This window comes from Chryseobacterium sp. FP211-J200 (assembly GCF_001643375.1).
Taxonomy (GTDB): Bacteria; Bacteroidota; Bacteroidia; order Flavobacteriales; family Weeksellaceae; genus Epilithonimonas; species Epilithonimonas ginsengisoli.
In genome coordinates this window covers 34,869-56,807 of record NZ_LSHB01000006.1, presented here as the reverse complement: position 1 = coordinate 56,807, position 21,939 = coordinate 34,869, and the positions used below count along the sequence as shown (strand labels likewise).

General features: G+C 37.9%; 22 protein-coding genes. 11 read left to right on the top strand and 11 right to left on the bottom strand.

All coding sequences use genetic code 11. The annotated features are described in order from the left end of the window. Positions 1–6 precede the first annotated feature (6 nt). The 4 genes from AXA65_RS02040 to AXA65_RS02025 all read left to right on the top strand — a co-directional run bounded on the left by AXA65_RS02040 (position 7) and on the right by AXA65_RS02025 (position 2,911). A complete protein-coding gene (locus AXA65_RS02040; RefSeq protein WP_063968468.1) occupies positions 7–834 on the top strand; it encodes an alpha/beta fold hydrolase in 828 nt (275 codons plus the stop codon). A gap of 132 nt (positions 835–966) precedes the next feature. After that, positions 967–1,689: a DUF2071 domain-containing protein gene (locus AXA65_RS02035; RefSeq protein WP_063968504.1), complete on the top strand. Its 723-nt coding sequence runs from the start codon at positions 967–969 to the stop codon at positions 1,687–1,689. 19 nt (positions 1,690–1,708) lie between these two features. Beyond that, positions 1,709–2,311: a hypothetical protein gene (locus tag AXA65_RS02030; RefSeq protein WP_063968467.1), complete on the top strand. Its 603-nt coding sequence runs from the start codon at positions 1,709–1,711 to the stop codon at positions 2,309–2,311. A 12-nt stretch (positions 2,312–2,323) separates the two neighbouring features. Beyond that, positions 2,324–2,911 (top strand): hypothetical protein, encoded by a 588-nt coding sequence (locus AXA65_RS02025; RefSeq protein ID WP_063968466.1) that lies wholly within the window; start codon positions 2,324–2,326, stop codon positions 2,909–2,911. Positions 2,912–2,984: 73 nt separating this feature from the next. Here AXA65_RS02025 and AXA65_RS02020 read toward each other — a convergent pair whose 3' ends face one another. Beyond that, positions 2,985–5,897, bottom strand: coding sequence for a M16 family metallopeptidase (locus AXA65_RS02020; protein ID WP_063968465.1), 2,913 nt, complete (start codon positions 5,895–5,897; stop codon positions 2,985–2,987). A 568-nt stretch (positions 5,898–6,465) separates the two neighbouring features. Between AXA65_RS02020 and AXA65_RS02015 the strand changes: the two genes are divergently transcribed. Further along, entirely contained in the window at positions 6,466–7,110 is a 645-nt protein-coding gene (locus AXA65_RS02015; protein WP_063968464.1) for a response regulator transcription factor, read from the top strand. 91 nt (positions 7,111–7,201) lie between these two features. Here AXA65_RS02015 and AXA65_RS02010 read toward each other — a convergent pair whose 3' ends face one another. From AXA65_RS02010 to AXA65_RS01975, 8 genes are all read right to left on the bottom strand, one after another. Then, on the bottom strand, positions 7,202–8,707 hold the full coding sequence (locus AXA65_RS02010; RefSeq protein WP_063968463.1) for a carboxypeptidase-like regulatory domain-containing protein: 1,506 nt from the start codon (positions 8,705–8,707) through the stop codon (positions 7,202–7,204). Between the two features lie 14 nt (positions 8,708–8,721). Further along, a complete protein-coding gene (locus tag AXA65_RS02005; protein WP_063968462.1) occupies positions 8,722–10,080 on the bottom strand; it encodes a CsgG/HfaB family protein in 1,359 nt (452 codons plus the stop codon). 21 nt (positions 10,081–10,101) lie between these two features. Then, a complete protein-coding gene (locus tag AXA65_RS02000; protein ID WP_063968461.1) occupies positions 10,102–10,515 on the bottom strand; it encodes a curli production assembly/transport component CsgF in 414 nt (137 codons plus the stop codon). A 12-nt stretch (positions 10,516–10,527) separates the two neighbouring features. Continuing rightward, a complete protein-coding gene (gene csgH, locus AXA65_RS01995; protein WP_063968460.1) occupies positions 10,528–11,259 on the bottom strand; it encodes a curli-like amyloid fiber formation chaperone CsgH in 732 nt (243 codons plus the stop codon). A gap of 11 nt (positions 11,260–11,270) precedes the next feature. Further along, positions 11,271–11,678, bottom strand: a complete 408-nt coding sequence (locus tag AXA65_RS01990) for a hypothetical protein (RefSeq protein ID WP_063968459.1) — start codon at positions 11,676–11,678, stop codon at positions 11,271–11,273. Between the two features lie 157 nt (positions 11,679–11,835). Further along, a complete protein-coding gene (locus AXA65_RS01985; RefSeq protein ID WP_063968458.1) occupies positions 11,836–12,654 on the bottom strand; it encodes a hypothetical protein in 819 nt (272 codons plus the stop codon). 501 nt (positions 12,655–13,155) lie between these two features. After that, positions 13,156–13,629 (bottom strand): IS200/IS605 family transposase, encoded by a 474-nt coding sequence (tnpA, locus tag AXA65_RS01980; RefSeq protein WP_063968457.1) that lies wholly within the window; start codon positions 13,627–13,629, stop codon positions 13,156–13,158. A 434-nt stretch (positions 13,630–14,063) separates the two neighbouring features. Continuing rightward, the gene (locus tag AXA65_RS01975; RefSeq protein WP_063968456.1) at positions 14,064–14,546 is read right to left on the bottom strand and encodes a hypothetical protein; all 483 of its coding nucleotides are present in this window, start codon (positions 14,544–14,546) and stop codon (positions 14,064–14,066) included. Positions 14,547–15,108: 562 nt separating this feature from the next. Between AXA65_RS01975 and AXA65_RS01970 the strand changes: the two genes are divergently transcribed. Continuing rightward, positions 15,109–15,660, top strand: coding sequence for a hypothetical protein (locus AXA65_RS01970; RefSeq protein ID WP_063968455.1), 552 nt, complete (start codon positions 15,109–15,111; stop codon positions 15,658–15,660). Between the two features lie 30 nt (positions 15,661–15,690). Continuing rightward, positions 15,691–16,170, top strand: coding sequence for an STM3941 family protein (locus AXA65_RS01965; RefSeq protein WP_131797736.1), 480 nt, complete (start codon positions 15,691–15,693; stop codon positions 16,168–16,170). A gap of 41 nt (positions 16,171–16,211) precedes the next feature. Here the strand turns inward: AXA65_RS01965 and AXA65_RS01960 are convergent, their stop codons facing one another. Together AXA65_RS01960 and AXA65_RS01955 are read right to left on the bottom strand one after the other, a co-directional pair. Next, the gene (locus AXA65_RS01960) at positions 16,212–16,676 is read right to left on the bottom strand and encodes a hypothetical protein (RefSeq protein WP_063968453.1); all 465 of its coding nucleotides are present in this window, start codon (positions 16,674–16,676) and stop codon (positions 16,212–16,214) included. A gap of 226 nt (positions 16,677–16,902) precedes the next feature. After that, positions 16,903–17,937 carry an acyl-CoA reductase gene (locus AXA65_RS01955; protein ID WP_063968452.1) on the bottom strand — a complete coding sequence of 345 codons (1,035 nt, stop codon included), beginning with the start codon at positions 17,935–17,937 and terminating at the stop codon, positions 16,903–16,905. A 49-nt stretch (positions 17,938–17,986) separates the two neighbouring features. Here AXA65_RS01955 and AXA65_RS01950 point away from each other — a divergent pair, with 49 nt between their 5' ends. From AXA65_RS01950 to AXA65_RS01935, 4 genes are all read left to right on the top strand, one after another. After that, on the top strand, positions 17,987–18,337 hold the full coding sequence (locus AXA65_RS01950) for a 4Fe-4S dicluster domain-containing protein (RefSeq protein WP_028121422.1): 351 nt from the start codon (positions 17,987–17,989) through the stop codon (positions 18,335–18,337). A 48-nt stretch (positions 18,338–18,385) separates the two neighbouring features. After that, the gene (serC, locus tag AXA65_RS01945; protein ID WP_063968451.1) at positions 18,386–19,441 is read left to right on the top strand and encodes a 3-phosphoserine/phosphohydroxythreonine transaminase; all 1,056 of its coding nucleotides are present in this window, start codon (positions 18,386–18,388) and stop codon (positions 19,439–19,441) included. Between the two features lie 184 nt (positions 19,442–19,625). Further along, the gene (locus AXA65_RS01940) at positions 19,626–20,582 is read left to right on the top strand and encodes a D-2-hydroxyacid dehydrogenase (protein ID WP_063968450.1); all 957 of its coding nucleotides are present in this window, start codon (positions 19,626–19,628) and stop codon (positions 20,580–20,582) included. Further along, positions 20,583–21,824 carry a DUF1015 domain-containing protein gene (locus AXA65_RS01935; RefSeq protein WP_063968449.1) on the top strand — a complete coding sequence of 414 codons (1,242 nt, stop codon included), beginning with the start codon at positions 20,583–20,585 and terminating at the stop codon, positions 21,822–21,824. Positions 21,825–21,939 lie beyond the last annotated feature (115 nt).

Below are 21,939 nucleotides of genomic sequence, written 5' to 3'. Positions count from 1 at the left end.
AAGATTATGCCTTACATCACAAAAGACATCGACAAAAATTACAGTGTTTATTACGAAGATCTCGGAACAGGACAGCCCGTCATTCTGATACACGGTTGGCCATTGAGCGGAAAATCCTGGGAATTACAAGTGCCCGCTTTATTGCAAGCTGGCTACCGGGTGATAACTTACGACAGAAGAGGATTCGGGAAATCACAACCTACGTTGGATGGCTATAATTACAACAGTCTGTCAGACGATCTTTTGGAGCTCATCACACAATTGGACCTTCAGAATGTGGTTTTGGTAGGATTCTCGATGGGTGGCGGCGAGGTCGTTCGCTATTTGACCAATCATGGTTCGGAGAATGTTGACAAAGTAGCTTTGATAGCTTCCATTATTCCATTGGTAAAACAGAAAGATGATAATCCTGACGGCGTTCCAGAGAAAGACCTCAATGATATTCTTGAGAATTTGAAAAAAGACCGTGTCACATTCTTGGAAGGTTTTCATAAAAATTTCTATAACTACGGGCTTTTATCACAATCTGTAAGTCAGGCACAACTAAATTATGACTGGAGCATCTCCTCGCACGCCTCTCCTATCGCGACCATAAAATCTGCTGAAAGTTGGGCGAACACAGATTTCCGTTTAGAACTTCAAAATGTGCCCGTTCCTACTTTAATTGTTCACGGTGATGATGACCAAATTGTACCAATTAAAACTGCTGGCGAGCAAGCCGCAAAAGGAATTGTAAATAATGAATATCACGTGATTCCAGGCGCACCACACGGCTTGAATGTGACTCACGCTGACGAACTGAACAAGATCCTCATCGATTTCTTAGCAAAATAGATTGTAAGTCTTACGAAATATATTCAAAAAAACAACTGTTCTCATAATTGGGAGCAGTTGTTTTTATTTGATTTAATGCTTGATTGTCATCTAATGCTTAAATTTGATAATAAACTAATTGACCACTATAAAATGAAAATCCTAACCATTCATGGCATTATAGACAGAAGAATGCTGATTAACTATGTTGCAGAACCAGAGTTTGTGGGAAAAATATTGCCAAAACCATTCCGTCCAAAACTTTATGACGGAAAAGCGATAGTGGGAATTTGCCTAATTAGACTGAAAAAAATAAAACCAAAAGGTTTTCCCGATTTTATGGGCGTTGGTTCAGAAAATGGCGCTCACAGAATTGCCGTAGAATGGGAAGAAAATGGAGAACTGAAGGAAGGCGTCTATATTCCGAGGAGAGATACCGATTTGAAACTGAATGCACTTGTGGGTGGCAGAATTTTTCCAGGCAAACATTATTATGCAAAATTCAATGTGAAAGAAAAAAATAACGAGTACCATTTGGACTTTAAAAGTTCTGATGATACAACGATTGAAATTGATGCGAAGCTTTCTACAACATTTGATTTCAACTCTATCTTCAAATCCCTAGACAAGGTTTCGGATTTTTTTGAGAAAGGCTCGGTTGGATATTCGCCAAACGGAAATAATTTTGATGGATTGAAATTGGACGCATACAAATGGGAGGTCAAACCATTGAATGTTACCAATGTGAGATCCAGTTTCTTCGAAAATAAAACTGTATTTCCCGAAGGTTCTATCAATTTCGATAATGCGATCCTAATGGAAAATATAGAACACGAATGGAGATCTCTGAAAACCATCAAATCAAATCATTTATAAAAATTGATCAAAACCAAGAATGAAAGACTTCAAAACAAAAGAATTAAAGAACCTGAAAAAACTGAGAGCCATATCAATCGGGTTTCTTATGGTGGTCAATTTTATTATAATCGGCTTTTTCTTATATGGTTTTTATGAGGTTTATAAATTCCGGAATTTAAAAGAAAATTTTATCACTTATGTTTTTCCAACTGTAGCTTCCATTCAATTGGTCTTAGCGCTTGCATTTGGTCCAGTAATTCTAATAATTTTTAGAAGATTTGCCAGCGTACTGAGAGAGATTGAAGAATTAAATGATGATTTCACTTTTCATTATCAGCACTATACAGATTTTATTCACAAAGTTTTTTCTACTGTTCCATTGTATTTGATTTCGCAGAAAGGCTTATTTATTTTCAGGAACTTCAAAACAGAATTTCTCCCGCCAAACTCTATTAAATATGTTAAAATCAAGAATATCAATATGGGACGTTTTAGAAGATCTCTTATTGATATTTATCAAAACGATGGTTCAAAATCCAGAATAACTTACTATACAACATATCCGAGAGCCGCAGAGTTTTTCCACGATAACATCCACTTGATCAATGATAATGTCCGGGTTGAGAATCTATTTAATTAAATACAATTCGATATGAAAATTCTTATTCTTTTCTTTTTTTCGATGTTTGCAATGAGTTGTCATTCTAAAGAGCCACAGAATATCATTATTTCAAAAATCCATTACAAGCCGAATTCAAAAACCATAGACACGCTTTGGATTTCTCAGAATGATTCTACAGTTTTTAAACGTGAGGAAGTTCTGACCCGCAATTACCATCAAACACCAAAATTTGAAACAAGATATGAATTGAAAGACCCAAAAAATGGCGTTTATTATTTCATTCATAATAACATTGGACAGTTGGTAATGGAAGGTCGATACGATTCGGAATTCACTTATGAAGGCCATATTAACAAACAAGGAAATTTTTATAATTCCAAAACTTACAGCTACAAAAAGAACGGTGATCTGGAAACCATTCATTTTATGGAAGATGGGAGAAATCTGAAAACTGAACATTACGACCGCAAGAAAAGACTTAGCAAAATAAGATACATCGATAAAAAATCAGAAAGCACTACCAAAATCGAGATCTATGATCATGGCATTTTGGATAAGACAAGAGTTTACACGAGTTTCGATAATTATTATACAGTGAAAGGTGCTACCAATCCATAACTATCTAGGTTTTAAAAACAAAAAAAGTGAAGCACTTCTGCTCCACTTTTTTTATTGATGAAATCGATCAAAATTAATATCCGAAGATCTCTTCCAGACTCACTTCTGTGAAAGTTCCCATTTTGTTGATGGATTCCATATTCAGGTTTTCTTTTTTTCCGATGATCGCTGTGTTGTAAGACAATGGCTTCACTTCGGTATTGTAGAAACGGGTCAGTTCTGGCAATGTCAATTTCTGGATCTCAGCGTAAACATCTTTTCTAATATCATGGTCAACACCCAATTTCTTAAGCGAAAGTTGGTTGTAGAAGATCACTGTTCTATTGATCCTGTTGGAAGCAATTTGCTTAAGTGCTGATCCTTTCGCATTCTCAAACTGAGCTGGAATTTGCGGAAGTTCTACCATCAATTCGTTCATTGCGGCAACTGCCAAAGGTAATTTGTTGGCTTGAGTTCCGATGTAGTTGGTCACGTAATTTGGTTTGTTAATCTCCGTTGCATTCGCATAAGAAACGTACGCCGAATAAGCCAAAGACTTGCTCTCTCTGATCTCCTGGAAAACGATAGAAGATAATCCACGCCCAAAATACTCATTGAAAACACTTGCTTTTCCAAAGTTGGCAAGATTCACATTTCCAGCTTTTGCCACTTTGGACATTTCCATTTGCACCATATCGTAACTTGTGAAATACACCTTACCTTCTGTTGCCAATTCTTTGTATTCTTTGGCTTTCGCAGGTTGCAATTTGATATTTTCCACAAATGGCTTCACAGCCTTTTCCAAACCTTTTTGATCTTCTCCATAAAGGAAAACCTCATAAGGATAATCGTTCAGAGTTTTAATCTTGGACATCAATTCATTCACATTGATGCTTTGAAGCCGTTCCTTGGAGATAATATCCGTCAATCTGGATTCTTTACCATATTTTGCATAATTGGTGAGAGCGGCCATTATTCTGTTCTTGTCCTTCTTCGCCACTTCTCTGGACTCGAGGATGGTTTTCACAGTTTGGTCGTAGATCGCTTGGTCTGCTTTCACATTGTTGATCCAGTGGTTCATCAGCTCCACCCCTTTTTTCATGTTGCTTTCCAGTCCGCTGAGTGCGATGATCATCTGGTCATTGCTTGTTCTGAACTGATTGGTAATTCCCAATTTGTAGAACTCTTCCTTCAGTTGTTCCGGCGTATATTTGTCCGTTCCAAGATATTGAAGAGCCGTTACACCCAAAGCCAACTCTTTGTCGTTATCTGTTCCGAAAGGAAATACATAATTGACCTGAGCTACTTCATTGTATTTATTTTTAACGAAGCTTACTTTTTTATCTTTAATGGTCGAAGTTGCAATGGCAGTATTGAAATCGATGAACTGAGGTTTGATATCAGAAGATTTCGCATTGATGATCTCTTTCAGGAATGGTGATTGTGCTTCTCTGTTCAGTTTGATCGGCGTAATACCAGGATTCTGAACGCGTACCAATTTGTCGTTCACACCTTTTTCCTTGTAAACTACCACGTAATTATCTTTGAAGAAATCGTTGGCAAATTTCACCACATCGGCTTTTGAAATACCTTCGTATTGGTTGATCTCATCTAGTTCCTGTTCCCAAGTTCTGTTGTTGATGTAAGTGGAATATAGAGTCGTCGCAAGTCCATCAGCCGTTTCCCAACCTTTCATCCTTTGAACCTTCATATCATTCACGATCGCGTGCAGCATCCAATCTGGGAACTGTCCTTTTTTCACCAATTCGATCTGGTCTAATAACAATTTTTTAGCATCATCAAAACCTTGTCCGTCTTTTGGAACCACGCTTAAAACAAATGCGCCATAAGTTTTGAAAGCCGATTCGTAAGCGCCGGCTCCCAATGTCTTTTGTTTTTGATTGATGTTGAGATCGATAAGACCTGCATCACCATTATTACTCAAAATCTCAGCAACAACATCTGCCAATCTTGCATCCTGAGTTCCGTAAGAATCTGTTCTCCAAGCTAAAGTCATTCTAGGTGTGGATGGACTTTTTACCGTTCTGGAAACCACGCTTGTCATTGGTTCTTCCGAAACCATTTTCTTCATCGGAAGTTCTTTGTACTTGAAAGTTCCAAAATACTGATCCACCATCTTGATGGTTTTATCAAAATCCAGATCACCAACCAATACGACCGCCATATTATTAGGCACGTAATAAGTATCGAAATATTTGTGGATCGCTACCATAGAGGGGCTTTTCAGATGCTCCGAAGTTCCAATGGTCGTCTGCTGTCCATTTGGATGTTTCGGGAAAAGGGCTTCCATCATCGCGTAATTTACCAGTCTTCCATCGTTGTCCTGCGCTCTGTTGAATTCCTCATATACGGCTTCCAATTCTGTGTGGAATAATCTTAAAACCAATTCAGAGAAACGTTCTTTTTCTACTTTCAGCCATTTCTCCAATTCGTTGGAAGGGATGTTGTTTTTATAAACCGTCTCGTCCAGCCAAGTGTGAGCGTTGGTTCCTGTTGCGCCAAGAGAAGAGATCGCTTTGTCATACTCGTTGGCAATCGCATATTTGGAAGCTTCCTGAGAAACCTCATCGATCTTTTTATAAAGTGCTTTTTTCTTTTCCGGATCTTTTTCCGCTTTGTGCTGCTCGTAAAGGTCGGAGATCTGTGTCAACAATGCTTTTTCCTTTCCCCAATCCTGAGTTCCCAAGTGAGAAGTCCCTTTGAAAACCATATGTTCCAGATAGTGCGCTAATCCTGTATTGTCACTTGGATCGTTGTTGGAACCAGTCCGTACTGGAATATATGTTTGGATCCTTGGAGCGTCATCATTTTTTGCGAGATAGACTTTGAGTCCGTTTTTTAAAGTGTAAACTCGTACGCCAGATTGGTCATTTTTTACGGTTTGGTAGGTATAACCCGCAGCGTCGGTTTTGGTTTGAGTTTCAAATTTCTGTGCCATTGCATTCATCATAAATAAGAGTGAAATTGAAATAAATAGTTTCTTCATACTATACTTTTATTTTTTTCTGGAGCGTAATTTACGCAACATTTTATTAGTCACAAATTCCCGGCTAATGTTACGCAAAAAACACTATGAGTTGACATATTTTTAGACTTTACTTTTGCAAAATGCACCATCCATATCATTTCAGAAATTATCTTATGTTAACTTTATTTTTACAGAATATTGAATTCCATACACAAGACACTTTCAAGACTTAAACTCACTCTCGCCTCTATGACAATATTTTAAAAATCAATAATTTATAATTTAAAAAAATAATTTTACCCTCAAAATAAATGGTAAATAATCGTTTGATTAAAAAACAAATTATTAAAAAATAACAAACAATAATTACAAATAACACAATCATATTTAACAATACTTGAAATCTATATAAAAAAAATACATTATAAAAATGATTAATAATTACATAAATTTCACTATTTATTACATTAATCATATATAATCATCATTAAATCAACATAAAACGAATATTTTTACAAATTATTTTATTTTTTAATTGATTTTTTAATTATATTTGAGTGTAACCATTTTATAAAAACAAATGCCTATGAAACCTAATTTAATTATTTTCGATGAGCCCCTATTTTATACCGAGGGTCTTTCGAAACTCCTTACAGAAGGAGAAATATTTGACAATGTACGTATCTGTAATTCCACAGCTACCCTATCAGAACAACTTAGCTATCAGCCTCCGGAATTCCTAATGTTAGGTTCACGAGCCTTGGTTCTTACAGAAATATACAAATTGGTTCAAGATCTGGTAAACCAGCATCAAAATATCAAGATCATTGTGATCGGAAATTTTTTTGACGTTACAGATATCCGGAAATTATTCGAAAAAGGAATCAAAAGTTATTTGGACACCAATTGCGGCTGCAATGAGTTTGTAAAATCTATAGCAGCCCTTAGTTCCAACCTTGTTTACATCTGTGATTCCGCCAAAGAAAGAATGATGGATTTTCTAAGCCACAAGCAAGTTCACCAAAGACATCAGATAGAATGTCTTACCAAAAGAGAAATGGAAGTACTGAAGCTGATCTGCGACGGACTGAGTAGCAAGAAGATCTGTGAAAAGCTCTTCATCAGCATCAATACCGTAGAAACCCATCGCAAAAAGATCCTCATGAAGCTGAATGTGAAAAATTCTGCTGGCGTTGTAAAATATGCTATGGAAAACCACATGATAGAATAAAATCTATCCACAAAAAAAAAAAAAAGAATTTCAAAAACCTTTGAGCCGGCCATGAAATTCTTTCCTATCACAAAAAATTGCAATATATTTTTTACTCGTAATCCGGCATTTCTGCATTCACGAACATCGTTGTTCTTTCCAGATCGGAGCCATTGCTGCTAAGGTCAACTGCCATCACATTCTTTTCCGAAATACCATCATTGGAAGTATTCATAAAGATTACCTGAGCATTGTTGGGTGAGAATCTTGGATCCAGATCATTGGTCCCATTTGTTTTTTCGCTTTCGGTAGAAATATCCCTTACAGAATCATCCAGTAAATTATAAATGAAGATATGGGAATCCAACTGTCTGTAATTGCCATCCTGATAACCGGAAACATCATGGGCATAGACCAGATAATTACCATCGACAGAAAAATCCAAACCTCCTGTTCCTCCTGCAGCTCCAGTCAATATTGTTTTCAAAGTCGCACCCAGCATATCGATAATATAGATCTTGGTATTATAACCATTGAAATCATTGGTCTTGAAGGCAATCTTGCTGCTATCATAACTCCAGTCACATTCAGAGATCAGGCTTCCGTCGGGCGTTGTATAGATGAGCTCCAATCCACTGCCGTCTTTGTTGATCCTATAAAGTTTATCAAAATTGGCATAGATCAGTTCTTTCCCGTTGGTTTTCCAAGCAAAGTCCAGTTCATAGTTGTTGAATCCCGAAAGCGGGACTGTAGTCACTTTTAAAACTTCAGAACCATCTGGCTTGGCGGTGAAAATATGGGTATTCCCACCTTCTGTCCTTAGAAAAGCGATCACGCCGGCATTGTTATTTTTCCGTGGTCGCCAACTATTGTGCGAAGTCGCAGTGAATTTGAAATTGGCGCCCACATCATCACTCGAAACAATATATAGATTACCAGATTCTTTTCTCACGTAATGAAAACGGTTTGCAGGAGTTTTATTGGTCGTGAATTTACTTACCGCACTGAAAACCTCTGGATGGATCTCATCCGCAACGGCCACTTGCCAGAAATAGCTCACACCGAATTTAAGATCCTTTAAAGTGTAATGATTTACCAAAAGGTCTTTCACCTCCAAAATGTCAGTGTTAAGATTATTCTTTACAATTAGGCGATATTTCAACACATCCAGGCTGTCTGGATCGGTAGCACTCCACGTCAACTCTACCGAAAGCGGTTGGTTTTCTGAATTATCGATTGGACTAATGAGATTTGGAACCGTTGGTGGAGAATTGAGGGATTCATCATCTTCCATTTCAAAAACAATGGTCACCAGCTGACTTTGATCTTGCATATTGACACTCAGAAAATTGGTAAGATAACCCGAAAGTTCAGCTTTCACCGAGTAATTACCAACAGGCATTTCCGAGATCTCGAATGTGCCGTCTGCCGCACTGAAAACCGTTTGAGTGGTTGGCGTGGTAAAGATCTTTACATTTGCCAGAGGCTCATTGGTCCCGCGTTTCACAACTTTTCCTTTCAATATTCCGGTTTGGGTCTGTTCTACCAATTCCTCATTACAAGAAATCAGAAAGGTGGAAAGGATAAACAGTACTGCGATTTTTATAATTGTTTTCATGATTGTAGTTTTTCTTAATTTCCAATGTAAATATTGACACCTAAACCTACGCGGATCGCCTGGTCATCATTATTACCATGAACGAAGCCATCCCAGCTGTCCTTGAAACCAATGTCATATTGAGATGATAATCTGACGGCGATATTCTTATCGATCAGATACTCCAGACCGCCACCCAATTGGGCTTTGTAGTAATTGGCTCTGCTGAAGAACATCGTCCCACCGCCAGCGTAGATGAAAGGTGAAAATTTAAAATTCGGAAGGATGAGATATTCCAGGTTGAGCTCCGAGACCACAAACGTCCTTTTGATGATATTTTCATTTTCTATAGTCAGGACGCCAGCGTTGACCTCCAGATTGACGTGGTCATTCAAAAAATATTTGAAGCCAGCCTTCATACCGAAATTCGCTTTTGGATTCACATAGTCACCTTTGACCTGCTGACCTTCGATATTTGTGAAAAGTGCGAATTTTTGTCGGTCATTATTTGGATATTTGTTTCCGAGAATCCTTTTGTCATTATCTTTTTCCTCGATGTTATAATTGTCTATCAGATTTTTATAACCAGCAGGATCAGCAGACGTTTTCCCCCAAATATTATCTCGAACCCCTTCTACGATCAAAGACTTTACTGCTTTTTCGATGGCTTCGGTAACCGCCAGTTGAACAGGTTCGTTTTGGGTAAATCCTATCTCCGCCTCCATCAGTCTTTCTGTATCAACGTATCTGAAGAAATTCCCATTGACACTGGTAGAAAGTATTGTTTTTGATGTGTAAACGGTTTTCAGGATCTCTCCGTTCAAAGTTGAAACAGCCCTTAGATAGATTGTAATTCTATCTTGTCTGTACTGAGTTGAAGCTCCAATCCCAAAATATCTAGCACCCATCCCACCTGTCATCACATTACTATCATAAGAGATAACGCCACCTTCCAGAAGAATTCCTGCATATAATAATGGTGGTAAAGCTGGCGAAGATTTATCATTGTCTTTCAGATATTCTTGTCTGGTAGAGCGAATGATCTGTCTTTCATTGAGGAGATTGGCAATGTTTTCCCTTTCTATCGGAATAAACCATTTGCTATCCTCCAAAGCTTTGATAAGAATCGTTGTCGTCCCTTGCGGAACAGCCGTACTCCAATTGCTGCCATTTTCTGATGGCTTGTACTGCCCGGTCTGATCCCGAAATTTGTACACGCCAATCACGATCTTTTCTTTTGGCGGCGGTAGATTTTCCAGTTCTTTGGTGGAGGAAGTGATTTCGCCCATTGTAGACTTTTCTTTATTCGATGGTAAATTAAATAAGGAACTACAGCTTTGAATGAATGAAAATAAGAGCACACAGAGAATTCTATGATCGATTTTAGTTTTCATGAGGTTGGTTTTTAGTTTTGTTTATCTCGGGATCACAATTTCCGATTGCTGCCCGGTACCTGTATCCAAAATGCTGATCAGCAATCCTTGTGACGACTGTGTAATTTCTAGATAGAGTGATCCAAACATATAATTTCCTGGTTGCAGTTTGCCGTCACCAAATTGATCTTCGAATAACTTTTGTGATAATTGACTCAATATCTGCCTATTGAGACTATCCGTAAAGCTATCCATGGAATTGAGTCCATCCAATAAGTTATTGAAACCGTTCTTGTCATCATCGAATTGATTTTGAGCATTAGCCGAGCTCAAAAGCCATTGGTAATTGAATGTGTCGCCGCCAAATGCCGGATTGATCGGTTTGTAAACCAATTGTTGGGATTTTACGGAAAACGTTCCCAACGTCATTAATATGAATAAAAATAGAGTTTTCATAGCAGTGCTTTTTTAGTACAAGAATTCGTTTTTTATAAGATTCTTTTTGTTGTTGTAATCTTTGATATACCGAAAGGTCATGGTCAATTGTTCTTTCTGATAATCCTCATTGGGATTGGTCATAAAACTATAGATCGGCTTGTCATCTATCATGATGTTGATCTGTCCATTCGTTCCTCTAGAAGGCAATTCAGAAATGGTAATTGTAAAGTTGCTTTTCTCGGGCAACTGGCTGTACTGAAGATAAAATGCGTCATAAAAATCTTTCCCCACCTTACTTTTTGTTTCATCTATCGTCAGGCCTTTCAGTTCGAATGACTCCTCTTCTTCCACTTTACTTAGTTTTTTTTGGAAAGAGTTATGATTGATCTCCAGACTGTCTTTCGAAACTAATTTTTGCGTCTGCTCGTCCCGGATATACAGAAAGGTCTTGAGCGCATCTTTATCAGCGATATTGACGCTGATCTCCGACAGTTTTTTGGTCTCATTTGGATTCAAGGAAAACTTGCCGCTCTGTTTGTTGTTGGAAAGGTTACCGCCATTTCCCTTTTTGATGGAGACCAAAAGGTAATTGAGTTCCTGATAGGTTGCAGTATTGTTGGTCGCCATTGCACTTAGCTTCAGTTGACCTTCTATGTCTTTGCTTTCTATTTTCGCAACGATCTTTTTCTCGTCCTGTCCTTTGACCTTCAGAACTGGGAAGCCAACCAACATTGAAATCAATAGAATATATAGTTGTTTCATTTTTTTACATTTTAATAGTTCCTCATAAAGATGGTCGTGTTGTCACCTTTGATATTCATTTTCATATTCTCAGAGATACTGTTGCTCCCAGTGATATCTATGATGTTGTTGTGACCCTGCGTTGTGATGGTATTCTTCACCTCTGCATCTGTAAAAGAATTGATGTAGAAAACTTTGTTATAATCTCCGATCTGGCTTAGCGAGAGACTTGTTCTTCCATTTATGAAAAGTTCCGCACTGTTATGATCTCCAATCTGGACCGTGGAAGTATACGTACCGATGTCGGGATTTTGACCAGCTATGATATCTATGACATTAGCACTGTTGATCTGTCCCCACTCGATCTGTTGCGACCTGATGTTTGAAGAAAAAAAAATCAGGATTGTAAAAGGCAATATGTAAACTAATTTTCTCATCATTTATTTTATAAAAGTAATTGAATGCAGGTATGGAAAAAACACCGTTAATAGTTACTGGCAGAAAATCACGGTTTTCCGTGAGTACTTTTTTAGCTAAAAAAATAGGAGAAACCTAAGTTTCTCCTATCTACTTACAAGGTTAAAAGCTTTGTAATGATCAGTTGGATTGATTCACGATTAATGAGTTGCTATTACCTACTTGCAATCCTGCATGGAAATGAGAATCCCCAGTTTGAGTCACATCAGTATAGTTGTTGTTACCAAGCTGAGCATCCATAGCGATGTTGTCATCCCCATATTGATATTGGTACAATTGATTACCGTTACCAACCTGTAATCCCATAGTCGTGTTATCATCTCCATATTGATGAGAATCCGCGGTATTGTTATTACCTGCCTGTAGATGAGTTGCGCTGTTATCATCACCATCTTGCAATTGGTGGATGTAGTTGTCAGATCCTACCTGTAGAGCATAGGCATCATTTCTTCTACCCATTTGGTCTTGATAGATGTCATTGTCAGAACCAATTTGGAGTGCTGTTGCAGTGTTTCTTCTACCATTTTGGTATTGGCTGATGTAGTTATCAGAACCCCATTGTGTTGCAGACGCATCATTTCTGTTACCGATCTGAAGCTGATCTACCTCGTTGTACCAGCCTACTTGCAAAGTCGATGCAGAGTTTCTGTTTCCATATTGGCTGGTCGTATTGGCGTTTCCAATTCCCCATTGTTCCACATCTATGGAGTTACGATTTCCCATACTTAGAGCCACATTGGTATTCACCCAACCTACTTGGTCGATATCTGCATCGTTGCGATTACCATCCTGTAGTAAAGCGTTGAAATTCGAGTATCCTGTCTGATCGACTGTAGCAGTGTTCAGATTTCCAATTTGTGCACTTAGGTCGATGTTGGATTGTGCAAATGAGAAGCTCATGGTCATTAGTGCAAAAGCACCAAAAATAATTTTTTTCATAATACTAAATTTTTATTGGTTAATAATGGAACAAAGGTATCACGCCGTTCCATACGAAAAACCATTATAAAAGTGTAATTTTCAAAAATCACGGTTTGTAGTGAGTTGATTTTCAAACATGAAAAAGCACAGATGGGAATCTGTGCGGTTGTTATTTCCCATAGCACGAAGGTCTAATTTGTAGTTTAATCATGTGTATAAAAAAATGATTAAAATCAATGGGTTCGATGAAATAGAAAAAAAATGAGATTTTCCATATGTTCTAATTTTTTGTGATTAACAGGTCGCTCCTACGGAGCTGTTTGTAATCATGTAATTTTTCCTATTAACAGGTCGCTCCTACGGAGCTATTTGCAAATTAGTCTATAGCTTATACAGAGCTCCGTCAGGAGCGACCTGTTAATAACCAATTAGTCTAAAGTCTATGCAGAGTTCCGTTAGGAGCGGCCTGTTAATAGAATGGAATCATACAATCAACCAAAGCTCCGTAGGAGCGACCTGTCAATCACCGCCCTGTTCAATCCATTCAAAAACATATTTTTCATCATAATCGATATCAAATTTCCTCAGAAGATCCAAATATTCTTCTTTAAAGGTTTTCTTTTGATGATGTGCCTCTTGGTTCAAAATATAATTCACTACTTTGTCCAAATGGCTTTTGGAATACGAAAATGCACCATAACCTTCCTGCCAATTAAATTTGCCTATTACCCAATTGCTCTCATTTATAAATTTTGATGAACCTGCTTTAACATCTCTTACCAGGTCGGAAATTAAAATATTGGGACTCATGCTGACCAATAAATGTATGTGGTCTGGCATTGCAAAAATGGCGAATAATTTTTGTCCTCTATTGGAAATGATACCCGTGATCAATTTGTGCAATTCCTCGCGACGTTCCCTTGGAATCAGGTTTTGCTTTCCTCTTACGGCGAAAACAATTTGAATATAAATTTGTGTATAAGTATTTGCCATCTTTTGTTTATTAACAGGTCGCTCCTACGGAGCTAGCCCACAAATGATATTTAATCTATTAACAATTTACCTCTACGAGGCATCAATAGGACAAGATGATCTTCACAAAGCAACCAAAGAAATGTCATAAAGGCCTTCTCTATTTTTTTAAAAACCACCTCCACCCACTTCGCAAGTGGCCAAAGGTGGTTGATCAAGTGGTTGCGGGTGGTTCAGAAGCACCTGTAACCATTTACCTAACCGGTTGCAGGCGGTTAGCCAGGTGGTCTCGGGTGGTTATTGACCGGCTGCGGGTGGTTGGGTAAGTGGTGGAGACCACTTAGGCAAGGAGTCTAGGGTCTTTCGGAACCGGGTGCAACCATTTCAGAACCGGGTTGAGGGTGGTTCTGAACCGGGGATACCCCCCCTCCCGAACCACCCCCTTCGGATTAACTCTATTTTTCAGAATCTCCAGGAATGGTGGATGTTGGCGCAATAAAAAACTGTTTCATATCATTGTAGATGACGTTGGTGCCTGGCACGTTTTCGCTGGAGAGGTATTTTACATTTCGGTAAAAGGTCAGCGAGTTGTGATAGTTGTCAAAATCCAGCAAAATCTTGGTGTCTGATAGTTGCTCTGTTAGCGAGTTCATTTTTTGCATTCTGCTTTCCAGCTGCTGCCTTGCTGCGAAATCTTTGTCATATTCGGGTTTGTCCAAAAATGGAGGCACATACTGCGGGTATTGCTCCATGTAGCTTTTGGCCTTGTTGACAAAGAGCTTGTTCTGCTCGGCGATGCTGCCGTACTGTTGTCTCTGCTCGGGAGTCAGATTGATGGTTTTACCTTGCAGCACCGTCTCTATGGTACCAAACGCTGTGTCTAATTGTGCAAGTTCTGCATTGGTGAACTCGACGCTGATTAAATTTTCTAAAGCCATGTTCTAGGATTTTTAAGTTATTAATAAATGATCTTGAGTACACACCAATGAAATATCATAAGAATAACCATCGTCCAATCGGGATTCACATACATACCACAATTACATCAGCAAGTGATGACATGTGAGTCGAATCGTTTTTGAAAGGCGCTTTTGCGGATGTGAAAATACTGCCAAAGAAAGGCAAAATTGGACTTTTGCAATCATTAGAAAATCATTTATGTGTCTCACAAATATATTTAAAATATCAATACAGCAATGGATTCCTGTTGAAATTTTTTAGATGAAGTTGATGGTAGAAATATAGTTATTGCATCATTTTATTGACCAATGGATATTGACAATAGTATAAACATCCCAAAAAGTCGATAAATAAAGCATCGGAGAATGAAGCGCTTACAAAAATCATGTTTCCAGATTGGTCCAAAGCTCTAAAATTTGCTACCACGATGACCTCAACACTTACAGGTTTTTACCTTTGGTCATCGGTATTTTGAGACCGAGCAAACCTAATTAGAGCACTATTAAATATCAATAAGAAACTTTAAAATCAATAAAAAAAATGAACAACATCAGCAAAACGTTTAACCATTATTACAGCATCGCATTACTTCTAGTTTTATCACTGTTCGCCCAATCCTGTGCAGAACCGGCCGATAAGTTTTTTGCCACTGCTATTTTGAACACCAATACGATCAGTGATTTTGGCACGCCGATATTGGTAAAGCACATCAATGATGAGACGGTAGAATTTCCGGATATCCCATCCAGCAAGAAAAATGGCGATGAAGCCGGAAAACTCATCAGCAATAATATACTGTATATGGAAAAGTCCCTCAACGATATAAAAGCACTGAACGCCAATTCTGATGACAGAAAAGCTATCAAGGAAAAGTCCATCGCACTGTATGAATTCGTCATCCCAGTCTACAAAAACGAGTACACCAACTACGCCAAACTTTGCGACAGCAAGGCAGATCAGACAAAGAAAGAAGAACTGGCAAAATCAATCGAGCAAAAATATGCGGCACAGTTTGAAAAGATGTACACAGATCTTATGAATACAGGTAAAGCCTTTGCAGACGAGAACAAACTAAATGTAGACTGGAACTAGATCATTAATATTATCAAATCATTCATCAAAATGGAATTTTATAGAGACCGAAAAAAATCAATGAATCTTATCCTGATCTGTACAGGATTGTTAGTCGTTTTCATCGGCACATTTCTTTACAGCATCGGCTTGTTCGATGGACAAATCGGTACCAAATTAGCAGCCGTGACAGGAATTTTCAGTGTTATTTTAGCAATTATCATCGTTAAAAAATTGATGACGCTTCAGGACAAATCGCCTTTGGTAGTCCTAAACAACGAGGGCATCACCTCCAAAACCACCGCTGTAAGCAAAGCAGCCGGATCTATCCGCTGGACAGATATTATTGATGTCAATCTAGAAAAGGTAGGTGCAGATACCTTGGTCAGACTTACCGTTGATCATCCGGAGCAATATCTTCCGCTGATCAAAAAGAAATTATCTTCCATGATAACAAACGGATTGGTAGACCCAAACGGTCATCTTCCCCGGCGGAACTTGACATCGATGCTGCCGAATTGTATAATGTGATCACAAAATTTAGAAAAGAAACCGTACAGAAGTGAGACATCTTACTTGTGTAGATATTCAATCTTGAATTTTGCGTTTTCTTCTATAATGTTAGGAAGTTTGCCCAAATTAAGATCTCGCGATGCGCCTTCTGATTTCTCCCAACCATTTTTGACCATCAAAATGGTATCATTTTCTGTGATGACCATTTGCAGTTTCTGCCTGGTGGTTTCGGTAGGCGCATTGTTTTTATCGTATTTTAGATAAACACATTGTTTTTTTGGATCATAAAAATAAGACCCGCTAAAATCGCGCGTCCAGTAAGCGCCTCCCGAGTACCAGCTGGTTCCTGTAAAACGCTGACCAGCCAGGAATCGCCACGAGTTCCCACCACCAATTCCTGTGTTTGAATCCCGTCTTCCCCAGGTCCATTGCTGACCTTCCAAGGAATCAGAATTTCCGGATCCGCTTTTACTTGTGCAGGCAGCTAATAATAGAATCAATAAAAACTGTATTCTTAATTTCATAATTCAGATTAAGATTCAAATTAACATCAAATTTTTATCGGAACTAATTTAGCATTAAATTAATAAAAAATCACATCAATCACAATCAAGCAGGGTGACAAGATGAATACTTGTCTTTTTGATTTCTTTTTTGGTTGATTTCTCATTTTAGCTGTCACATATAATGAAAAAACGGAAACTTTCGAATCCGTTTTTCTATTAGTGGTATTTAATTTGGTTTAAAGGATCAAATCACGCTCAAAAAAGCCATCGTATCCACATCATCTGCATAAGTATCTAATGAAGGATTTTGTGTTTCTCCAAAACCGATAGAATCCAATCCCAGTTCTGGTTTCGCAACAATAGCCTGGATCTCATCTCTGTTATTTTCTACAAACTGTTTTGCTTCATCCAACGTTTCATATCGTGAAAAATTGACGACTGATAATGGACTGAACAACTTCTCGTCTTCTCTCAGCATCACAAAATTATTATCCCAAAACAAGTCTTGATTTAAAAGATAAACGGCGCGGTTATAGTCGTAATTATTAGCGTATTTGTTATGATTGATGACGTCTTGGTATTTAACAAAGTTCTCAAACAAGCCATCCACTTTCATATCTTTTGGAAGTAAAAGTTTGGTCACGTTTCTGCAACCTAAACCAAAATAACGGAAAATATCATCTGCCAAAAGCTGAAGTTCTCCTACCGTTTCATCACCTTTCAAAACAGCGATAGATGTTCTGTTTTTTCTAATGATACTCAAATGGTTTTTAAAATAATATTCCAGATATCTCGCCGTGTTATTACTTCCAGTAGCAATCACAGCATCGAAGTTTTCCAATCTTTCTACGATTTCATATTCAATTTCATTATTAGAAAATTCTTTCCAAAGTTCTAATAGAAATGGCAACATCAATTTGTCTTTTGAAGACAACTTGATAATCGGAACATGATTACTCAAAACCACCGAAATAATATCGTGAAAGCCAACAATCGGAATGTTTCCTGCCAAGATAAGCCCTACCCTTTTTGGCGTTGTAGAAAGTTCATATTTTGACAGCCAACTTTCAATATTTTCTTTGGTGAAAAGTCCTGCCCATTGTTTCAAATTATACTTTTGATTTTCTATTGTAAACCAAGGATTTTCTATCTCGGAACGCTTCATCAGATACGCCAATCGTTCTTCTTTATCGTGATAAGAATCTTCATCTTTTTGAATGAATTCATTAATGAAATTTCCTAATTTTTCGAGTCCCAAAATTTTGTTTTCGTTCAGCATAGCTGGCTTTTTTTTTGTAATTTTGCACAAAATTAAAAATAAAATAGCAATGGCTATCAAGATAACTGATGAATGTATCAATTGTGGCGCCTGTGAACCGGAATGTCCGAACACCGCCATCTATGAAGGAGCTGTAGATTGGAAAGCATCCGAAGGAACCGATCTGAAAGGAATGGTAGTCCTATCATCTGGACTTTCTGTGAATGCAGATGCCGCGCAACAACCGGTTGCAGATGACTATTATTTCATCGTGACCGATAAATGTACTGAGTGCAAAGGCTTTCACGAGGAGCCTCAGTGTGCGGCTGTATGTCCAGTTGACTGTTGTGTTCCAGACGAAGACAACGTGGAAACAGAAGAACAACTTTTGGCGAAAAAAGCATTCCTTCACAACGAATAATTTTAAATCACAACACCAAATTATTACCAAAACAAAATAAACTTTAGAATGAAAAAACATAATTTCAGCGCAGGTCCAAGTATTTTACCACAAGAAGTTTTTCAGAAAGCTTCAGAAGCGATTCTTAATTTTAATGATTCAGGATTATCACTTTTGGAGATCTCTCACAGAAGCAAGGATTTTGTAGCAGTAATGGATGAAGCCCGTGCTATCGTAAAAAGATTGATGAATCTGGGCGATGATTATGAAGTATTATATCTTCAGGGTGGCGCAAGTCTTCAGTTTTTGATGGTCCCTTTCAACCTTCTTTCTGTTGACGGAAAAGCAGCATATACTAATACAGGAACTTGGGCAGCAGGCGCAATCAAAGAAGCGAAGATGATTGGCAATGTAGATGTGGTAGCCACCTCCAAAGAAGCTAACTACTCTTACATTCCGAAAGAATTTAAAGTAGGTTCAGAATATGATTATTTCCATTGCACATCCAACAATACGATCTTTGGAACGCAGATGAAAGAATTCCCGAAAGTTGACACGCTTTTGGTTTGTGACATGTCGTCTGATATTTTCAGCAGAGAATTGGATTTTTCTCAGTTTGACCTGATCTATGCAGGTGCTCAGAAAAATATGGGTCCAGCCGGTGCAACTTTGGTTGTGGTGAAAAAATCAATTCTAGGAAAAACAGGAAGAATGATTCCAACTTACCTTGATTATTCAGTTCATATCGATAAAGAATCAATGTCCAATACGCCTCCAGTTTTTGCAGTTTATGCGTCTTATCTGACATTAAAACATTTGGAAGAAAACGGTGGAATTGCAGCAGCTGAAGCAAGAAACAATGCTAAAGCCAAATTGCTTTATGACGAGATCGACAACAATCCAAACTTCCAGGGTGTTGCTGCAATCGAAGACCGCTCTTTTATGAATGTGACTTTCACTTTGACAGACGAATCCAAGCAGGAAGCTTTTGATGCAGCTTGGAAAGCAGCAGGAATCAGTGGTTTGAACGGACACAGAAGTGTTGGCGGTTACAGAGCAAGCATCTACAACGCAATGCCGATAGAAAGCGTGCAGGTTTTAGTAGATGTGATGAAAAGCATTTAAAATATGACCATAAACTTTAGATAGCAGATCTGAAGCAAAAATATATAGAACGTCTTCAATTTGTTTGAAGACGTTTTTTGTTAAATGAATGTTAATTTGGGAAAATATCGTATCTTAGCACACCTTGAAATCTAAGTTATACAATTCAGGGAAAATCAATAATAAAAGCATTTTTGAATTAAACATGATTGTATTAGCCAATGATGGGATCTCAGAATCGGGGATTCGACTTTTGAAAGAAGCCGACATTACGGTTTTGGAAAGTCGCGTTTCACCGGAACATCTCAGCAAGTTCATTAATGAAAATAATGTGGATGTTCTTCTCGTACGAAGTGCTACACAGGTAAGACAAAACCTTATCGATGAATGTCCAAATCTCAAAATAGTTGGACGCGGCGGCATTGGCATGGATAATATTGATGTGGAATATGCCATTGATAAAGGCCTCTATATTATCAACACCCCAAAAGCTTCCTGCAGATCTGTTGCAGAATTGGTGTTTGCACACTTTTTTTCCTTAGCGAGATTTCTTCATGAGAGCAATAGATTGATGCCTTTGGAAGGAGAAACCCATTTCAATGCGCTTAAAAAATCCTTCAACAATGCTTCAGAACTTTCCGGAAAAACACTAGGTGTTGTCGGGATGGGAAATATTGGGATGGAAGTCATCAAGATCGGTATTTCTTTGGGAATGAAAATCTTAGCTTACAACAGAACACCCACAACCAAAAATGCAGAAATCAGTTTCTTCGACGGACAAACGGTGAATTTCGAAATAAAATCAGTAACTTTAGATGAAGTTCTAAAAAACTCCGATTTTATTAGCCTGAATACAGGATCGACTAATCAATATTTAATTGACACCAATGAGTTCGCCATGATGAAAGACGGCGTATTCATAGTCAATACAGCAAGAGGAGGCGTCATCAATGAAGTCTCAATGATCGATGCGATAGAGGAAGGAAAATTAGCCGGAGCAGCTTTGGACGTTTTCGAAAAAGAGCCAACACCGGAAGTTGAAATATTGATGAATCCAGCAATGTCACTTTCTCCACATGTGGGCGGAAATACGATAGATGCACAAAATAGAATTGGAGAAGAACTAGCAATTCAAATTATTAAACTGAAAGATCAAATATAAATGCCAGTATTTAAACCATTTAAAGGAATCAGACCTAACCACGATTTTGTAGATATTTTCCCGACTTATTCTTTGGATAATTTCACTCAGGAAGAGATCAACAAAAAATCTCAGCAGGAGAATTCCTATATTCAAATGATCAAACCTGCTGTAGTAAGCAAATCTAAAGATATTGACAGAAACTTCAGAAAGATCAGGTCCAATTATGAGGAACTTTTGGAAGAGAAAAAACTGACCCAGGACGATTCTTCTTATTATTTGTATGAACAGACATTGCCAGACAAAAGTACTTTTCGAGGGCTTCTTGGACTTGTAAGTGTAGACGATTTCTGGGAAGGAAAGATCAAAAAGCACGAATCTACGATCACAGAACGCAGAATGAAAATGGCGCACTATCTTGAGAAGGTCAATATCCAGGCTGAGCCAGTTCTGTTGACCTATCATTCCAATTCCAAGGTTGAACTATTGATGACACACGAGCAAAAAAATGTTCCCATCATTAATTACAAAGACGAAAAAGGCGTAAAACACAAGATCTGGAAAATCGATAACCGATTGAAACTTCAGCAGTTCAAGGAAGTTCTAGATCCAATCGATTCTTTTTACATTGCGGATGGACACCACAGGATTGGATCTGTTGCAGAGTATGCGAAAAAACAGAGAGACAAATACAAAAGGTCGCACGGAACAGAGCATTACAACTTTGTTTACAGCTTTATCGTCTCCAATCAATCTATTAAAATTAACGATTACAACCGTCTTCTGAATGACCTAAATGGCTTGTCTCATGACGAGATCCTTGAAAAATTAAAAGAAGATTTCCAGATCCACGACAAAGGGGAAGCACCTTACTTTCCTTCTCAAAAATTCCACATCAGTATGTATCTTGGCGGTAGATTTTACAGTCTGCACGTGAAACACAACATCCGTGAGGAGCTCAAAAATGAAAATGACCTGGATCATCACTTGGTTGACAAGTATATTTTTGAGAAGATCTTCGGGATCACCAATGCAAAACATACAGACAAGATCACCTATCTAAAAGGAACTTCTGACACACAAGGAATTTCTGAAATGAAAGAAAAAGTAGATTCTGGAGAGTTCAAAGTTGGTTTTGGGATCTATCCGATCAGCTTCAACGATCTTCTGAAAATCTCTGACAAGGAAATCAAAATGCCACCAAAATGTACTTTGATCGAGCCAAAACTGATCACTGCATTGATGATGTACGACATGAAGTAGATACATCTTCCATACTTTATAAAAGACATTGATGAAAATTGATGTCTTTTTTTCATTTTACTGATCGACTACAAATCATAACTTATTTGTTTTAAAATAGTTATACCTTGGAATA

Excerpts from the sequence above, each read along its gene's own strand:
- AXA65_RS02040 (WP_063968468.1), top strand. The coding sequence starts at position 7 with ATGCCTTACATCACAAAAGACATCGACAAAAATTACAGTGTTTATTAC.
- AXA65_RS02035 (WP_063968504.1), top strand. The coding sequence starts at position 967 with ATGAAAATCCTAACCATTCATGGCATTATAGACAGAAGAATGCTGATT.
- AXA65_RS02030 (WP_063968467.1), top strand. The coding sequence starts at position 1,709 with ATGAAAGACTTCAAAACAAAAGAATTAAAGAACCTGAAAAAACTGAGA.
- AXA65_RS02025 (WP_063968466.1), top strand. The coding sequence starts at position 2,324 with ATGAAAATTCTTATTCTTTTCTTTTTTTCGATGTTTGCAATGAGTTGT.
- AXA65_RS02020 (WP_063968465.1), bottom strand. The coding sequence starts at position 5,897 with ATGAAGAAACTATTTATTTCAATTTCACTCTTATTTATGATGAATGCA.
- AXA65_RS02015 (WP_063968464.1), top strand. The coding sequence starts at position 6,466 with ATGAAACCTAATTTAATTATTTTCGATGAGCCCCTATTTTATACCGAG.
- AXA65_RS02010 (WP_063968463.1), bottom strand. The coding sequence starts at position 8,707 with ATGAAAACAATTATAAAAATCGCAGTACTGTTTATCCTTTCCACCTTT.
- AXA65_RS02005 (WP_063968462.1), bottom strand. The coding sequence starts at position 10,080 with ATGAAAACTAAAATCGATCATAGAATTCTCTGTGTGCTCTTATTTTCA.
- AXA65_RS02000 (WP_063968461.1), bottom strand. The coding sequence starts at position 10,515 with ATGAAAACTCTATTTTTATTCATATTAATGACGTTGGGAACGTTTTCC.
- csgH (WP_063968460.1), bottom strand. The coding sequence starts at position 11,259 with ATGAAACAACTATATATTCTATTGATTTCAATGTTGGTTGGCTTCCCA.
- AXA65_RS01990 (WP_063968459.1), bottom strand. The coding sequence starts at position 11,678 with ATGATGAGAAAATTAGTTTACATATTGCCTTTTACAATCCTGATTTTT.
- AXA65_RS01985 (WP_063968458.1), bottom strand. The coding sequence starts at position 12,654 with ATGAAAAAAATTATTTTTGGTGCTTTTGCACTAATGACCATGAGCTTC.
- tnpA (WP_063968457.1), bottom strand. The coding sequence starts at position 13,629 with ATGGCAAATACTTATACACAAATTTATATTCAAATTGTTTTCGCCGTA.
- AXA65_RS01975 (WP_063968456.1), bottom strand. The coding sequence starts at position 14,546 with ATGGCTTTAGAAAATTTAATCAGCGTCGAGTTCACCAATGCAGAACTT.
- AXA65_RS01970 (WP_063968455.1), top strand. The coding sequence starts at position 15,109 with ATGAACAACATCAGCAAAACGTTTAACCATTATTACAGCATCGCATTA.
- AXA65_RS01965 (WP_131797736.1), top strand. The coding sequence starts at position 15,691 with ATGGAATTTTATAGAGACCGAAAAAAATCAATGAATCTTATCCTGATC.
- AXA65_RS01960 (WP_063968453.1), bottom strand. The coding sequence starts at position 16,676 with ATGAAATTAAGAATACAGTTTTTATTGATTCTATTATTAGCTGCCTGC.
- AXA65_RS01955 (WP_063968452.1), bottom strand. The coding sequence starts at position 17,937 with ATGCTGAACGAAAACAAAATTTTGGGACTCGAAAAATTAGGAAATTTC.
- AXA65_RS01950 (WP_028121422.1), top strand. The coding sequence starts at position 17,987 with ATGGCTATCAAGATAACTGATGAATGTATCAATTGTGGCGCCTGTGAA.
- serC (WP_063968451.1), top strand. The coding sequence starts at position 18,386 with ATGAAAAAACATAATTTCAGCGCAGGTCCAAGTATTTTACCACAAGAA.
- AXA65_RS01940 (WP_063968450.1), top strand. The coding sequence starts at position 19,626 with ATGATTGTATTAGCCAATGATGGGATCTCAGAATCGGGGATTCGACTT.
- AXA65_RS01935 (WP_063968449.1), top strand. The coding sequence starts at position 20,583 with ATGCCAGTATTTAAACCATTTAAAGGAATCAGACCTAACCACGATTTT.